Below are 14888 nucleotides of genomic sequence, written 5' to 3' on the forward strand. Positions count from 1 at the left end.
CACCTGCAATAAATACGGTGTGCTATTTTAGATTTATAAAAATATTTTATCTGGGTATGGCAATGCTAAAAGGGGCTTTTCAGATAAAGGGAAATATTTTAGTTTTAACGATTCACCATCTATCGATTTCAACTCGCCACCGCTAACTTCACACTCAAACACAACAATAATATATTCTACTTCATCACCATTCGAATATGTATGGCGGTACTTTTCTCCTCCAAATACTCCTTTTTGTTTTTTTACTTGTACTTTCAATCCTGTTTCTTCCCAAACTTCCCTAACTACTGCTTCTTCTGGAGTTTCCCCAAGTTCAATTGCTCCAGCTGGCAAACTCCAGTATTCCCCACCAGGATATTGAAATAAAGTGAAACTTTAATCAGTGGGGGTTTTATTATCCCCCACTGATTATTAGTTGAACCAATCGGGCTTTTACGGGCAGTTGATCCCCCACCTAACTTCTTTGCTTTCGCTGAATTTTGAGATGGGAGTCTTACTGCCCGTTAATGCGAGATAAAATATCCCCCTGTTTATTTTTTATAATAGCAGCTACACTCGGCATGAATATTAGTTCATGCCCTAATTGCTCACGGATTTTTTTATAATATAGTGGTATTGACATACTATTCTCTCCTAATCTATTAATAACTGTATTTTCTGATATTTATTGTATAATATTCTTAATACAAACTTCTATATAGAAAGGATAAAAACATGTCGCAAGAAAAACTTGCAAACAAATTTCTATCATTTACTGAAAGTGGTACTCAATAGATTGAGTACCACTTTTACTTTACATGCTTTTCATTAGCGTACTTTTTCTTCAGTCACCCTACTCACAATTCCAACAATAAATTTATATTCAATCCTTCTCTTCTTATCTTTCTTAAAACCCTCTTTCGTATCAAAAATAAAACACGTTTTCCGAAACCAAATTCGTACGTATACAGACTCTAAGTAAATAGGTTTTATAATTCCTCGTTCTTCAAATTCAGTCCCATCTTTATTTTCAGTTTCCGTTCGAACGAACCACTTATTCCCGATTCCAATCTCAATATACTTCACATACTAACCTCCATTAGGAAATTTCCCTTCTAACAATTCTATTATTTCCCCGGTAAGCGCAGATTCCGACAGAACATGAGCCCACAAAGAAAAAGTAGATTACAAAAATCTACTTTATAACTTATATTTTTGCATTCGCTTATAAAATGTACTACGGGGTACATCTAATAGTTTTGCAGCTAATGAAACATTTCCGTTTGTCTTTTGTAATGCTTCAATCATGCTATCACGCTGTATTTTTTCGCGAAAATTTAGTGGATGTTCTGTTTTATTTTCAACTTGTAACTCAAGTTGTTGTTGATTTCCCATCATTGTTTGTAGCAAAAAAGCGACTTGCTTTTCGCATATTTCCCGTCCTTGCGACAAGATGTAAATGCGTTCTAATACATTTACTAGTTCTCGAATATTTCCGGGCCATGTATGTTGTAAAAATTGATTGCAAATACTCTTTGGAAATACAACATTCCAATTCTTCCGTTCGCAAAAGTGTTGTATAAAATATGAGATATCCTCTTTTCTTTCTATTAACGATGGAACATATAACGGATAAACGTGCAAACGATAATATAAATCTTGACGGAATTTCCCTTCTTCTACTAACCGTAGTAAATCTTTATGTGTGGCAGTAATAATACGAATATTTACTGGTACCTCTTTTGAACTTCCTATTGGAGTTATTGTACGTTCTTGTAAAACACGCAATAATGCTACTTGCATCTCTGGTGGTACTTCACCAATTTCATCTAAAAATAATGTTCCTCCATGCGCTTGTTCAAATTTCCCTTTATACCCTTGACGTCGCGCACCTGTAAACGCACCTTCAACGTAACCGAACAATTCACTTTCCATTAATTCTTTAGGCAGAGAACCGCAGTTAACAGCTATAAAGGGCCCATCTTTTCTTGGGCTATTTTCATGAATCGCTCTCGCAACATATTCCTTTCCTACTCCTGTCTCACCACATACATACACACTAGCATCAGTCGGTGAAACAAGCTTAATTTCTTCTAGTGTGTGTTGAAATGCTTTGCTTGTCCCGGTAACTCCTGAAAAAGTAATTCCTTTTATAAATGCGAAAGCAGAATATGTATTTATTTGTTTGTTTTTCTTTAAATACATACATTTCCCAATCATTCTTTCATTACTATATACTGGTATCTCTAATTTAGTTTCCAATCCATGGTGCATTAACTCTTCAAGCTTCATTCTTGACCAATTATTTATTCGTTCACGAACACTCTTACTCGCAGAAACGATAACATCACGATGATTACAAATAACTACTTGTTCGTCACTATCAATGACATCCAAAAAACGATGAATTAAGTGTAATTCATTTTGATGAACTCTTATGCTACATTCACGTTCTATCGCATGTGCAATTGAAGTTACCATACCGAGCATATATGGATGCGAAAATTCAATTGGACAGGAGAAATCTAGAACACCAATTAATTTCCCGTCATCATTATGGATAGGAGCAGCCGCACAACTCCAGCTATGAGATGCCACGGAATAATGTTCAGTACCACTTATCATAATAGCTTCTTCAATTTCTAGCGCTGTTCCAATTGCATTTGTACCAACAGCTGCTTCTGTCCATTTTACACCTTCAATAAAATTAATATGTTTCGCTCGCTTTAACGTTTGTTTATTTCCACTTAACGATAGAACATAACCATCTGGATCGATTAATAATGCCATCATTTGTAGTTCATCAATGGTTTTTCTCATATTTTGTATTTGAGGTAATGCTATATCAAGAAAAATTTCACTCTTTTTCTTTTGTTCTTGAAAAACATTAGAAGACAAAATTTTCTGACCTTTATTCATATAAGGATTCACATTTGCTTGTCTACATCGATGCCATGACTCTGAAATTCTTTCGTTTATACGGTTCGAATCAAAGACTCCTTCATCAATAAACTTTTTCCATGTATGTAAGTAAAACGGTGAAGCTAACATTGTATCATCTCCCTTTTAATTGTTTTGGAGATCTATAAAACATACTTCTATTATAAAACTGAATAAAAGCGTTTTCAATACAACTAGAAAGATGACACAAATATATTAATAATTTGAATATATTAATTCTCGTCTTTATTCTTTTTTAGTAGCACCATATTTTGTATAATGGACGCAAAGAAAATACATAACCAAAACCACTTTTGTGGATTACCATTTATAAAGAAAACAATCACGGCTATTGCAAATAAAATAGCGGCTGATAAACTAATATATAATTTCGTTCTGACCTGCATTAGTCTTCGCTCCTATTATTTTACAGTACATACTAACTCTTCATTTTTCATCTCTACTATGTACTTCTGTAAAACATATTCTCTTCCGCCATGTTTTTCATACCAATCATGTATTCTTTTTACATGAATCTCGTCACTTCTAATTTTCGATTCAATTTCTTTATACCGTTCAAAACTATCATATTCCCATATGGCAAATACTTCAGACGTACCATTCTTATTACCTTTCATCCAGCGTCCTATTAGCCTAGAGCCATGCTTTAACTGATTAGGTAAGTTCGTGTTATTGAAATGATCATTAAATACTTCTATGAATTCATTTTTCACTACATAGTACTTCCTTCTGTAAAACATACCTCTTCCCCTCTTTTATGAAAAGTATCAGTAAACCTTCCCATCACTACCGTATTATAATACTTTCCATCCGATAGTCTTTTGTCATTTTTCAAAATGCCTTCTACTTCAAAACCTAATTTTTTATACAAATGAATAGCTTTCTCGTTTGTCTCTAATACTTGTAAAGATATTTTATTTACTGCATTTTCATCAGCCCATTTAATAGATTGTTGCAATAGACTCTTACCCATTCTATATCCCCAAAACTCTTTTAAAATACAAACACCAAACTCCACTTTATGAGATAATCTCTTAAAATTTGACCCTTCACATCTTGAAAATCCAACGATTCGATTGTGCACTTCTATAACTAAAAAGAGATTCTTAGTCTCTTCACTATCTGTTTTTATTATTTTTTGAAATCCTAGATCATCTATAAATCCCTCTCCAGCATCTCTATCCATATTTTCAGTTTCTCCATCAATCTGAACTCTAATTTTCGATAACTGCTCTGCATCTTTCTCAGCTGCAGAACGAATTGTATAAGTTAATCCATTTATATGAAACTCTTGCTCTTTTACAATCATGTCAAACTCCTTTCAAATGATTATAATGGCGCTATTACAACTTGTTTACCTTGTTTCTCAAACTCCTGAACAGTTTCTTTACTAGCCTCTTCGTCAGTTATAATAAGATCAATTTCTTTTAGAGACTCTCCTCTTATAAAACAATCTATTCCAAGTTTATTATGTGGAGCTAAACAAATATTTCTTCTAGCAATTTCACTTACTCTTTTACTAAAATAAGCAACTTCAGGTGTTGCAGTACTAATACCTTGTAATGAAATGCCTCCACCTGTAGAGAAATAAAGATCAATAGAAAATCTACTTATCAATTCAGAGGCAAGTGTATCAGTAATATTTCCTGAAGGTTTTACTTTTCCTCCAATTAAATACGTATCAATTTTCTTATATTCTCTTAGATGACCAGCTATTTCTATAGAATTCGTAATAATCGTAAATGATACTTCCGGTAAATATTTCAGCATAGCATTATGAATGGAAGTCCCACCCATAAAAATTGAATCACCTTCTTGTATATATGATGCCGCAACTTTTGCGATTGTGTCCTCATATATTGAGCTATCACTATAACGTTTAGCTGGTTCCACAGCTAAGTTTCTCAATCGTGCAAGTTCAATTGCACCCCCATGGGTTCTTTTTAATAAACCTTCCTTCTCCATAATAGACAAATCTCTTCTTATAGAATCAATAGACATATCAAATCTTTCCGCAAGATCCTTTGCGATTACTCTTCCATCTGTATTAAGTAATTCTAAAATTTTCTCTCGACGTTCTTCAGTAAACATGTTATCACCACCGTTATTGAAGATTCAGAAATTTGAACTTTATATTAATTATATGCACGTTTCTTCCGTTTCACAATATTTTCAATCCTTTTTCTTCCGTCTTTATGCAGTGTTTTCCTCTTTTTCTATTTTGTTAACTTCACATAAAATAAATGCAGATTTGCATATTCCACTAAAAGACTTCTATTTATTTCCTTATTCATGTAAAATTATTCCTATGTTTTACTTTTTAATACAGAAAGGGATTACTATGAAATCATTAATCAAAACGACATGTACAGCATTATTATTTACAGGAATATTAACAGGGTGCAATAGCAATACTACACCAAAACAAGAAAAGAGCGCTCTCGAAAAGAATGCAATGCACTATGGAGAAATAGTTAAAAATGAATACTATAGAGCGACAGTTGAAAATGCAAAGTTTGAAAAAATAGACGAAGAGCGGCGCCTTACTACTCGTGTTATGATTAATAATGTTCGAGACGATGGACAAACTATTGATCTTTCGGAAATAAAATATTTCATACAAGATGAAAAAACTGGTCAGAAATATGAAGGTGAAGCTCATCCGATAGGTGACGAGCACTATAAAAATGTTCCACACGAATTCTCTTTAACTACTGACGTTGTATTTGAACTGAAAACTTCACCAAAAGATTTAAATAATATGTATTTATACATAGATAGCAAAGCTGCGCCGTTAACAAATACATATTGGAAACTTGATAATTTAGTATCTAAATAGAAAGACCAGTCTTATACGACTGGTCTTTTTACATTCATACATTTAACTTTCATTAACACTTATATTAATTTTCTAATAACAACTTGAATAACATCAGCTAAACCAGTGTGCCCTTTCCCTTCAACTCGCTCTTGTTCTCCATTAAAGAAATGAATTACCTTATGTTCTTCACACCAAGTAAGGATATCAATTGGATCATACAGCATATCAACACCTTTTGGTCCACCAGTACTATAGTTTATTTGTTTTTTTGAGTAAACTTCAAACATAATTAATCCACCAGGTTTTATCGTTTGTATCATTTTATCTAATATCATTTTTTTATAATCATCATGAAAATGTCCAAATACCATAATTGCCGCATCATATTCATTTTCTGGCAAACTATCAGCTAATAAATCTACTTTTTTTGTATGCACGTTTACGTTATGCTTCTCTGCCAATTTTTTTGTCTTTTCTAATCCATCTTTCGAATAATCAATAGCTGTTACTTCGTTCCCTTGTCTTGCTAGAAATACAGCATTTCTACCTTCTCCCTCCGCAAATGCTATTACTTTATTGTGATTTGCTAAACGAAATGCTTGTTCTTTAATAAATGTATTAGGTTCTTCCCCGTAAAAATATTCATCTGATTTATATCGATCATTCCAAAAATTATTCATCATCTTCTCTCCTTCTTCATATCATTTTCTAACTACAATTAAAGATATTAAAGAGCCTTTTTATCCTTAATTAATTTAAAAATAAAAGCAGATTAAAAATCCACTTTTATTTTTTTCGCAAGATCTACGATTTTTTGATTTCTTAACTCTTCTTCCATTTTCTCTTCTGCTGCGAGCATTGCCTCATTAATTAAACATCCAGGTTTGTCATGTAAACAACAGTCAAACAATGATGTTTTGCCTTCAATTGCATGTATAATATCTAAAAATGAAATATCTTCCCAATTCTTACTAAGCGAGTAACCGCCCTTTGGACCAGATGATGAGTGTATCATCCCTTCCTTCGTCAACTTAGTTAGTATTTTAGACAAGTACGTTGGTGAAACATTTTGCATTTCTGCTAATTGGTAAACACTAACTAACTTATTTGGTGTGGCCTTTGCCAGAAAAAGCATTGTATGAAGAGCATAATTTGTAGCTTTAGAATATTTCATAGTACAGCTCCTATTGTAGACTCCATGTATCTACAATAACTTTATTTTTTTATTATGTCAAACGTTTGTAATACTCCATACAACATTATTTCTTCACAAGTAATACATCTGCTGCGCAAATCGTCACTTCTCTAAATGGAGAGTCAAATAAAACACCTAGTTCAAAACCATCTTCAGTAAGAGCTATTTCATGATATAGCCACCAAGAACTGTCAAAGTTTTCCTGCATAGAACACTTTGTTACTCCTATAAAGGTTACTTCAAGTTTATCAAATTCACTAAAAGTACCACTGCAATCTAATACGATAGACAAAGTATCTTCTGATTCTCTCTTTATTACTTTAATTACACTATCGTGTAGTGATGTCTTGTGTAACTGAGCGACATTTGACGGAAGTTTTTTCTCAATGGAATTAAAATATTCTACGTATGATTGATCTAATTGTGCCATTCTTTTCTCATAATCTGTTGTCCACTCTTGCATAAGTTTTTTCAGTTCACCTGATGGGTATTCTGAATTAATTGTTATGTTTTGTATAATTGAGTATATCGATTCAGGAAGGAATTTTAATAAATCTATTTTCCTTTCCTCTATTTCTTCCTTTAAACTTTGTATATCCATTTCCGACCATTCTTTTATAGACTCTATAAAACTTACAAATTCTAAAACTTGCATTTTTTTATACCATTCTCTTGTAAAATATTTCAATGACACCTCTCCTAAAATATCTTTACATCCAGTAAAAGCAATACATCCACTTATTATATCATTCCAATAACCATTTTTTCTAAAGAAATAATGTAAAAATGTAAATATTCCGCCTATTATTTATAAAACTTCAGAATATTTACAAAAGTATAAAATTAGAATACATTTTAGCTGTACAAGATTCACCTGTACAAAAATTCAAACAAAAAGGGATGGTTATATGTTGAAGAAATTAGTAGCAGGGACATTAGTAGCGGGTTTTGCATTAACTGGAGGACTAGGTGCAGTAAGCGCTGAGGAAAAAAGTAACACAATTAAGTCATTTGATTATTTAAAAGTGGATGAACAAAATGTTAATTCATTTGCAAAATTAAGTGATCAGGATAAGAAAGATATCCAAATTACTATGGTATTACCTAAGCAAAATGAAAATGGAGATTGGCTAGCTTATGGTTTTACTAGCCGCGAAACATTGGATGCGTATATTGCAAAGGATAAAAAAGCAATTAAAAATAATATTAATCCTTTAGGTAGTGGTGCTGGTAGTACTGATTTTTATGAACATAAAGATAAAGGTGGCCAATATATTTACTGGAGCAGTGGCTTTAAAAACTTACCATCTAGCTGGAATGACAGAATTTCTTCTGTAAGTACAGCGTCGCCTTCTGCAAGTTATTCAACAACACTTTGGGAACACACTTCAACACAAGGATATGGAAAAGGCGTTTTATTTAAACACGCTGATTGGTACGGTAAAACTGCTAATTTAGCTCCTGAATGGAACGATAAAACTTCAGCTATTGACATTAAAAAGTAATAGAGGATTTAATTTCTTCTATAAAAATTCAAACCACTATTCTCTCATTCATTTAGAGAATAGTGGTTTATTATAATTCGATTTAAGCATGTACAGCCTGTCCTACAGCTTGCAATAATGCTTCATGAATCGCTTCAGATAAGGTTGGATGCGCTGCAATATAATCTCTCATTATATCAGCGGTAACTTCTGTATGAATCATTACGGTCCCTTGACCAATAAGTTCAGTTGCATGAGGACCGATAATAGAAATCCCTACAATTTCTTGGTATTTAGGTTCCACAATGACTTTTACTTTACCCGTTTGTTCTCCTAAAATAAGAGCTTTTCCGTTCGCTGTAAAATGGAATTCTCCAATGAGAATATCACCATATTGTTCTCTTGCACCTTTTTCACTTAACCCGACACTAGCTATTTCTGGAGCTGTGTATATACAACGGGGAACAGCGTGATAATTTACTTTCACGTCTTCTCCGCTTGCGTGTAATGCTGCTGTCGTTCCTTCATGGAAGGCAACGTGAGCAAGCTGAATTCCACCGATCACATCACCAACTGCGTAAATATGTGATACGTTCGTTTGCATATGTTCATTCACAGCAATCCCTTTATTTGAAAACTGAACTCCTGCCTTTTCTAATCCTAATTGTTGCACTCGTGGTTTTCTTCCTACAGAAACAAGAATAAATTCTGGAGTTACTTCGTGAGTAATTCCCTCGTATTCAAATGAAGCTTGCTTCTTATAGTTATTTAAACCTTTTAAAACTGCTCCCGTAAAAATTTCCACACCATCTTTTTCTAATTTCTCTCTTAAAGTATTCGCGATATCTTCATCTTCACCAGGTAGTAATTGCGGTGCCATCTCAACTATCGATACTTTTGTGCCGAGTCTACTATAAATACTTGCAAACTCACATCCTATTACACCACCGCCAACGATTAACAATGAAGATGGTACACTCTCAAGAGACATTGCATGGCTACTATTTAAAATCCATTTTCCATCGAACGGAGCGAATGGTAATTCTGTAGGTTCGGAACCAGCTGCAATAATAAAGCTCCCTCCATCAATTACTTCTTCTTTATTTCCTTGTACAACTCGCACACGATGATCCGTTTCGAATTTCGCTTTTCCTTTTACAACTTTAATTTTATTTTTCTTCATTAAATATTGTATTCCTTGGACGAGTTGCTTTACGATTTGTGATTTCCTCGCCTGTATTTGAACCCAATCAATTGAGATATTTTCTGTATTAATCGTAACTCCATAATCATTCGCTTTTCTCACAATGTCATGTACTTCAGCACTTTCTAACAGTGATTTCGTAGGCATACACCCAACATTTAAACATGTTCCGCCAAGGTCAGCTTCATCAATAAGAGTGACATCTTTGCCATTTTGAGCCGCGGTAATTGCTGCTACATAGCCAGCAGGTCCGCCCCCAATAACAACTAATTTACCCATTCTCTCACCTTCTCTTTATAAAAGAATTGTTATAGGTTCTTCTAAATAATATTTAATTGTGCGTAAAAATGCAGCTGCTGGTGCACCGTCTAATACACGATGATCGAATGTTAAACTTAAAGGTAACATACTTCCTTTTCTTAATTTTTTCCCTTTAAATACAGGAACATGTTCAATTGCACCTACACCTAAAATACCAGTTTCAGGTGTATTTAATACAGGTGTGAAATATTCAATACCAAAGCTACCTAAATTACTAATTGTAAATGTCGTTCCGTGCATATCATCACTACTTAAGCTACCTGCTCGTGCCTTTTGTACCACATTCTTAATCTCTTTAGACAACTCTACTAAAGATAAATTATTTGCAAAGCGAATAGCTGGAACGACTAACCCTTTTTCTAATGCGACTGCCATGCCTAAATGCACATGTTCAAATTGATGAATTGCATCATCTATATAAGCGCTGTTCATTTCTTTATGCTCTCCAAGTGCTAATACAACAGCATGCGAGACGAAATCCGTAATAGTTAATTTATTATCATATCTTTTTTGTACAACTTCCGCTATTTCTTTATGTAAAGCAACTAAATCTGTTACATCTACTTTCATCGTTAACGTTAATTGTGCGCTATTTTGTAAGCTTGCGTGCATACGATTTGCGATTGCTTTACGCATACCAGTAACAGGAATCACTTTACTTTCTTCTCGTTCAGATATTTCCGGAACGTTTACTCTTACCTCAAGTACTTTTAATACATCTGCCTTTGTAATCCTTCCGCCAGGACCTGTACCAACTAATGCCTTGATATCCAGATTTTCAGACTTTGCAATTTTCTTGGCTACAGGTGAAATTTTAATTCTTTGCTTCGATACTTCTTTCCCATTTGCTTCTTGATTTTGTACATTTTGTACTTCTATATTAGATGTTTTTTCTTCTACAACATGTGTGCTTTCCTGCATTTCTACCTTTTCATTCGGTTTACCGATGTAGCAAATTACAGTACCAGGCGGCACTCCTTCATCTTCACTTACAGCTATATCAAGTACCGTACCATCAGCTGGCGCTTCAATTTCCGTTTCAATTTTTTCTGAATTAATACTAGCAATTAGTTCTCCTTTTGCTACATTATCGCCTGCTTTAATATTCCAGTTCGTAATAATACCTTCTTTCATCGCCATACCTAACTTCGGCATTACAACTTCTACAGCCATGTGTCTCTCTCCCTTCTCATCGTTTTATTACACATGTAATAAAGATTGGTCTCCAATCATTTCTGATACAGTTTCAATTACTTTTTCTGGCGTTGGCAAATACAACTTTTCAAGTGGTGGCGAGAACGGAACAGGTGTATGTGGTGCTGTAATTCGTTTAATAGGTGCATCTAACAAATCAAAACCTTTATCCGCTACAATTGCCGCAATATCTGTTGCAATACTACATCTAGGATTCGCTTCGTCAATGACGATAAGACGATTTGTTTTTTCAACAGATGATAAAATAGTATCTTCATCAAGCGGTGATAAAGATCGTGGATCAATTACTTCTACTTCAAGCCCCTTTTTCGATAATTGCTTTGCAGCTGCAAGCGCTGTATGAACTTGCTTTCCGATTGCGACAATTGTTACATCAGAACCTTCCCGTTTAATATCTGCTTTTCCTAATGGAATTGTATAGTATCCTTCTGGCACTTCACCTTTCATATTGTAAAGTGTTTTATCCTCAAAGAAGATTACTGGATCATCATCTTCAATTGCCGCTAATAATAAGCCTTTTGCATCATACGGTGTGGAAGGAACAACAACTTTAATACCTGGTATGCTCGTAAATAATGCGTACAAACTTTGCGAATGTTGAGCTGCTGCACTAAAACCAGCGCCATGCATCGTACGTACTGTAACGGGTACTTTTGCTTTACCTCCAAACATATAACGGAATTTCGCACCTTGGTTTAATACTTGGTCAAGACAACTACCGATAAAATCATTAAACATTAACTCAGCTATCGGACGTAACCCAGTTGCAGCAGCTGCCATCGCAGCTCCCATATAACCCGCTTCAGAAATTGGTGTATCCAATATACGATTTCGGCCAAACTCTTGTACAAGTCCTTTCGTAACACCAAGAACACCACCCCAAGCTTCATCATCTTGCAGGTGATCAACTTGTGCACCGCCTGCAACATCTTCACCTATTAAAATTACATTTTCATCACGACGCATTGAGATTTTCATCGCTTCATTAATTGCAGTTGACATACTTACTGTTCTAGTCATAATTTTTCACCCTCCTCTTATTTGTAAGAAACGTATACATCTTTTAATAATTCTTCATCGTCTGGGTATGGACTATTTTCACTAAATTCAATGGATCTTTGTACTGCATCATCTACTGCTTTTTCCATATCAACAAGTTCAGATTCTGTTAATAAACCTTCATGAATTAAATGCTTACGGAAATTCACAATTGCATCTTTTTCGTTTAAATGTTCTTCTTTTTCTTCTGATGTTTTATATGTTTGCGCTTCACCTTCGAAATGACCATAATTACGATATGTCATACATTCAATAATTGTTGGACCATCACCATTACGCGCACGTTCAACTGCTTCTGCAGCAGCTTTATATACAGCTAGAAGATCTTTTCCATCTACTTGAACACCTGGAATATTATAAGCTTTTGCGCGATCAGCGATAGAATCACAACTTGAAGCATATTCAAATGTAGTTGCTTCACCGTAACCATTATTTTCTGCAATAAAAATAACTGGTAACTTCCAAATCGCCGCTAAATTAACCCCTTCATGGAATGTTCCTTCATTATTTGCTCCGTCACCGAAGAAGCAAACACTTACATCTTTTGTTCCTTTATATTTAGCTGTTAATGCTGAACCGCAAGCAAGTGGGAAACCCCCGCCTACAATGCCATTCGCACCAAGCATTCCTTTATCTAAATCGGCAATATGCATGGAACCGCCTTTACCTTTACATAATCCTGTCGCTTTCCCGAAAAGTTCAGCCATCATACCATTTAAATCACAACCTTTTGCGATACAATGTCCATGACCTCTATGTGTACTTGTAATACTGTCACTATCCGTTAAGTGGGCACATACACCAACTGCTACCGCTTCTTCACCTGCGTATAAATGAACGAAACCTGGCAAAACGCCTTGCGCGAACAATTCATGCACCTTATCTTCAAACTTACGAATTTCTAACATTTTTTCGTACATCCAACGAGCTTGTTCTTTCGTAATTTCATTCCCTTTACTTTCAGTTGTTTTTAACATGTCCAGCCCTCCTATTTTCTTGTTCTTCTTTTATATTGCAAGTATTGTGCCAATTTCGAATCCTTGTTTTAATAGGTTTTCTCTATCTTTTAACAATAAAAAAGTGGACAAAATGAGACGTTTGTCTCTTTTTGTCCACTTTTGTTCCCTTAATAAGAGAATTGATACTTTATTCATTATCAAAGCTCTTCTGTAATTTTCGGATGTAAATAATTTGACCAATATGATATGCATTATGAGTTGTTACATTCGCTAGCACTTCCCACCACTTTGCAGAAACAGGAAATCCCACTACATCACTTTCAACCTTTTCTTCATTTATGAGATTTTGCCATTGTAACAGTTTTTCTAGTAGTTTTTCCCGTAATTCATCGAAAGTTTGATTATCTGAGAGCATAAAACTTTTGTTGTTATCTCCTATAGCGGGTACTGCATTCACATTTGATTCTTTATACCTAGTTTGCCACGTAGAGTTCCAATACAGTAAATGTTGTACGATTTCAGCTATACTATTACTCTCTTCATTCGGTTTCCAGAAAGCTTCCCTCTCAGATAAATCCTTAACTGCATCTGAAAATGGCATATACCAACTGGGATCATTTGCATTCGCTAATAGCTGATCTGCTAATACAGCTTTTACATGGACCATTTTTCTTCCCTCATTTCATTATCATATTAATATACACTACTCTATATACGCTGATTCCCTATGATCCCCTTTTTTTACATACAAATTGATTTCATACTAAATGTAAGAATAATAGATTTTCTTATCATAACTCGTTATGATAAAAGAAAAAGAAAGCGAGCGAACAATGAATAAAAAAATTGCAATTATTACTGGGGCTTCAAGTGGATTCGGCCTATTAACATCGCTTGAACTTGCGAAAAAAGACTATTTAGTTATCGCTACAATGCGAAACCTAGAAAAACAAGAAACCTTACTATCTCAAGTTACTAAACTGAACTTACAGCACAATATAAAAGTTCAACAATTAGATGTAACAGATCAAAATTCTATACATAATTTTCAATTGTTTTTAAAAGAAATTAATAGAATAGATCTCCTTATAAATAACGCAGGATATGCAAATGGGGGCTTTGTAGAAGAAATCCCAGTAGACGAATATCGAAAGCAATTTGAAACGAACCTTTTTGGATCTATATCAATCACTCAGCTTGTTTTACCATATATGAGAGAAAAAAGAAGCGGAAAAATCATTAATATAAGCAGCATTAGCGGCCAAGTTGGATTTCCTGGTTTATCTCCTTATGTATCTTCAAAATATGCATTAGAAGGCTGGAGTGAATCGCTTCGCTTAGAATTAAAACCTTTCGGAATAGACGTCGCTTTAATTGAACCTGGTTCTTACAACACAAATATATGGGAGGTTGGTAAACAACTAGCTGAAAACCAATCTGATACAACATCTCCTTACAAAGAATATATGGATAAAATACAAAAACATATTAATAGCGGTAGTGATACATTTGGTAATCCGATAGATGTTGCTAATAAAATCGTTGAAATTGCTGAAACAAAGCGTACTACTTTACGATATCCTATTGGAAAAGGTGTAAAATTTATGATCTTTACGAAGAAGATTCTTCCTTGGAGATTGTGGGAACACCTTGTTTTGAGAAGCTTTAAGAAAATGTAATAAACTTTTTG

Annotated in this window: 17 protein-coding genes and 2 pseudogenes; 3 read left to right on the forward strand and 16 right to left on the reverse strand. The window is 34.2% G+C overall.

The genetic code is table 11. The features are described 5' to 3' along the window. Positions 1-33 precede the first annotated feature (33 nt). From CN409_RS07875 to CN409_RS07915, 8 genes and pseudogenes are all read right to left on the reverse strand, one after another. Positions 34-366, reverse strand: a pseudogene (locus CN409_RS07875) (NUDIX domain-containing protein); the annotation flags it as partial. A 151-nt stretch (positions 367-517) separates the two neighbouring features. Continuing rightward, positions 518-622 (reverse strand): annotated as a pseudogene (locus CN409_RS07885) (phosphohydrolase); the annotation flags it as partial. 185 nt (positions 623-807) lie between these two features. Beyond that, positions 808-1065, reverse strand: coding sequence for a DUF3977 family protein (locus CN409_RS07890; RefSeq protein ID WP_000873836.1), 258 nt, complete (start codon positions 1063-1065; stop codon positions 808-810). Between the two features lie 114 nt (positions 1066-1179). Then, positions 1180-3030 (reverse strand): sigma-54-dependent Fis family transcriptional regulator, encoded by a 1851-nt coding sequence (locus CN409_RS07895; protein WP_086390572.1) that lies wholly within the window; start codon positions 3028-3030, stop codon positions 1180-1182. Positions 3031-3152: 122 nt separating this feature from the next. Further along, the gene (locus CN409_RS31725) at positions 3153-3326 is read right to left on the reverse strand and encodes a hypothetical protein (RefSeq protein ID WP_016098613.1); all 174 of its coding nucleotides are present in this window, start codon (positions 3324-3326) and stop codon (positions 3153-3155) included. A gap of 15 nt (positions 3327-3341) precedes the next feature. Continuing rightward, positions 3342-3680: an NIPSNAP family protein gene (locus CN409_RS07905; RefSeq protein WP_000499995.1), complete on the reverse strand. Its 339-nt coding sequence runs from the start codon at positions 3678-3680 to the stop codon at positions 3342-3344. Beyond that, positions 3653-4249, reverse strand: a complete 597-nt coding sequence (locus CN409_RS07910) for a GNAT family N-acetyltransferase (protein WP_086390573.1) — start codon at positions 4247-4249, stop codon at positions 3653-3655. The genes CN409_RS07905 and CN409_RS07910 overlap by 28 nt, the downstream gene beginning before the upstream one ends. Positions 4250-4269: 20 nt before the next feature. Then, a complete protein-coding gene (locus CN409_RS07915) occupies positions 4270-5031 on the reverse strand; it encodes a DeoR/GlpR family DNA-binding transcription regulator (RefSeq protein WP_086390574.1) in 762 nt (253 codons plus the stop codon). Positions 5032-5281: 250 nt separating this feature from the next. On the opposite strand from CN409_RS07915, the gene CN409_RS07920 reads away from it, so the two are divergent. Next, positions 5282-5779 (forward strand): hypothetical protein, encoded by a 498-nt coding sequence (locus CN409_RS07920; RefSeq protein ID WP_000838461.1) that lies wholly within the window; start codon positions 5282-5284, stop codon positions 5777-5779. Between the two features lie 59 nt (positions 5780-5838). On the opposite strand, the gene CN409_RS07925 is transcribed toward CN409_RS07920, so the two are convergent. The 3 genes from CN409_RS07925 to CN409_RS07935 form a co-directional block, all read right to left on the reverse strand. Beyond that, positions 5839-6444 carry a class I SAM-dependent methyltransferase gene (locus tag CN409_RS07925; RefSeq protein ID WP_141527696.1) on the reverse strand — a complete coding sequence of 202 codons (606 nt, stop codon included), beginning with the start codon at positions 6442-6444 and terminating at the stop codon, positions 5839-5841. 89 nt (positions 6445-6533) lie between these two features. Then, positions 6534-6935 carry an Rrf2 family transcriptional regulator gene (locus CN409_RS07930; protein ID WP_000877653.1) on the reverse strand — a complete coding sequence of 134 codons (402 nt, stop codon included), beginning with the start codon at positions 6933-6935 and terminating at the stop codon, positions 6534-6536. An 85-nt stretch (positions 6936-7020) separates the two neighbouring features. Beyond that, entirely contained in the window at positions 7021-7644 is a 624-nt protein-coding gene (locus CN409_RS07935) for a DUF4085 domain-containing protein (protein WP_086390575.1), read from the reverse strand. Positions 7645-7864: 220 nt separating this feature from the next. Between CN409_RS07935 and CN409_RS07940 the strand changes: the two genes are divergently transcribed. Then, positions 7865-8461, forward strand: a complete 597-nt coding sequence (locus CN409_RS07940) for a hypothetical protein (RefSeq protein ID WP_000914437.1) — start codon at positions 7865-7867, stop codon at positions 8459-8461. 82 nt (positions 8462-8543) lie between these two features. Here CN409_RS07940 and lpdA read toward each other — a convergent pair whose 3' ends face one another. From lpdA to CN409_RS07965, 5 genes are all read right to left on the reverse strand, one after another. Beyond that, positions 8544-9923 carry a dihydrolipoyl dehydrogenase gene (gene lpdA, locus CN409_RS07945; protein WP_086390576.1) on the reverse strand — a complete coding sequence of 460 codons (1380 nt, stop codon included), beginning with the start codon at positions 9921-9923 and terminating at the stop codon, positions 8544-8546. A gap of 15 nt (positions 9924-9938) precedes the next feature. Further along, positions 9939-11138 (reverse strand): dihydrolipoamide acetyltransferase family protein, encoded by a 1200-nt coding sequence (locus CN409_RS07950; protein WP_086390577.1) that lies wholly within the window; start codon positions 11136-11138, stop codon positions 9939-9941. A 27-nt stretch (positions 11139-11165) separates the two neighbouring features. After that, complete coding sequence (gene acoB / locus CN409_RS07955) at positions 11166-12200, reverse strand: acetoin:2,6-dichlorophenolindophenol oxidoreductase subunit beta (RefSeq protein ID WP_000198898.1); 1035 nt, start codon at positions 12198-12200, stop codon at positions 11166-11168. 17 nt (positions 12201-12217) lie between these two features. Further along, positions 12218-13216: an acetoin:2,6-dichlorophenolindophenol oxidoreductase subunit alpha gene (gene acoA / locus CN409_RS07960; RefSeq protein WP_000921275.1), complete on the reverse strand. Its 999-nt coding sequence runs from the start codon at positions 13214-13216 to the stop codon at positions 12218-12220. Positions 13217-13385: 169 nt separating this feature from the next. Further along, positions 13386-13865: a DinB family protein gene (locus CN409_RS07965; RefSeq protein ID WP_000233778.1), complete on the reverse strand. Its 480-nt coding sequence runs from the start codon at positions 13863-13865 to the stop codon at positions 13386-13388. A gap of 166 nt (positions 13866-14031) precedes the next feature. Here CN409_RS07965 and CN409_RS07970 point away from each other — a divergent pair, with 166 nt between their 5' ends. Next, a complete protein-coding gene (locus tag CN409_RS07970) occupies positions 14032-14877 on the forward strand; it encodes an oxidoreductase (RefSeq protein WP_016098615.1) in 846 nt (281 codons plus the stop codon). The last annotated feature ends 11 nt before the right edge of the window (positions 14878-14888 follow it).

Source organism: Bacillus sp. AFS012607 (assembly GCF_002558005.1).
Lineage (GTDB): Bacteria > Bacillota > Bacilli > Bacillales > Bacillaceae_G > Bacillus_A > Bacillus_A thuringiensis_S.

Excerpts from the sequence above, each read along its gene's own strand:
- CN409_RS07895 (WP_086390572.1), bottom strand. The coding sequence starts at position 3,030 with ATGTTAGCTTCACCGTTTTACTTACATACATGGAAAAAGTTTATTGAT.
- CN409_RS31725 (WP_016098613.1), bottom strand. The coding sequence starts at position 3,326 with ATGCAGGTCAGAACGAAATTATATATTAGTTTATCAGCCGCTATTTTA.
- CN409_RS07905 (WP_000499995.1), bottom strand. The coding sequence starts at position 3,680 with ATGTTTTACAGAAGGAAGTACTATGTAGTGAAAAATGAATTCATAGAA.
- CN409_RS07910 (WP_086390573.1), bottom strand. The coding sequence starts at position 4,249 with ATGATTGTAAAAGAGCAAGAGTTTCATATAAATGGATTAACTTATACA.
- CN409_RS07915 (WP_086390574.1), bottom strand. The coding sequence starts at position 5,031 with ATGTTTACTGAAGAACGTCGAGAGAAAATTTTAGAATTACTTAATACA.
- CN409_RS07920 (WP_000838461.1), top strand. The coding sequence starts at position 5,282 with ATGAAATCATTAATCAAAACGACATGTACAGCATTATTATTTACAGGA.
- CN409_RS07925 (WP_141527696.1), bottom strand. The coding sequence starts at position 6,444 with ATGATGAATAATTTTTGGAATGATCGATATAAATCAGATGAATATTTT.
- CN409_RS07930 (WP_000877653.1), bottom strand. The coding sequence starts at position 6,935 with ATGAAATATTCTAAAGCTACAAATTATGCTCTTCATACAATGCTTTTT.
- CN409_RS07940 (WP_000914437.1), top strand. The coding sequence starts at position 7,865 with ATGTTGAAGAAATTAGTAGCAGGGACATTAGTAGCGGGTTTTGCATTA.
- lpdA (WP_086390576.1), bottom strand. The coding sequence starts at position 9,923 with ATGGGTAAATTAGTTGTTATTGGGGGCGGACCTGCTGGCTATGTAGCA.
- CN409_RS07950 (WP_086390577.1), bottom strand. The coding sequence starts at position 11,138 with ATGGCTGTAGAAGTTGTAATGCCGAAGTTAGGTATGGCGATGAAAGAA.
- acoB (WP_000198898.1), bottom strand. The coding sequence starts at position 12,200 with ATGACTAGAACAGTAAGTATGTCAACTGCAATTAATGAAGCGATGAAA.
- acoA (WP_000921275.1), bottom strand. The coding sequence starts at position 13,216 with ATGTTAAAAACAACTGAAAGTAAAGGGAATGAAATTACGAAAGAACAA.
- CN409_RS07965 (WP_000233778.1), bottom strand. The coding sequence starts at position 13,865 with ATGGTCCATGTAAAAGCTGTATTAGCAGATCAGCTATTAGCGAATGCA.
- CN409_RS07970 (WP_016098615.1), top strand. The coding sequence starts at position 14,032 with ATGAATAAAAAAATTGCAATTATTACTGGGGCTTCAAGTGGATTCGGC.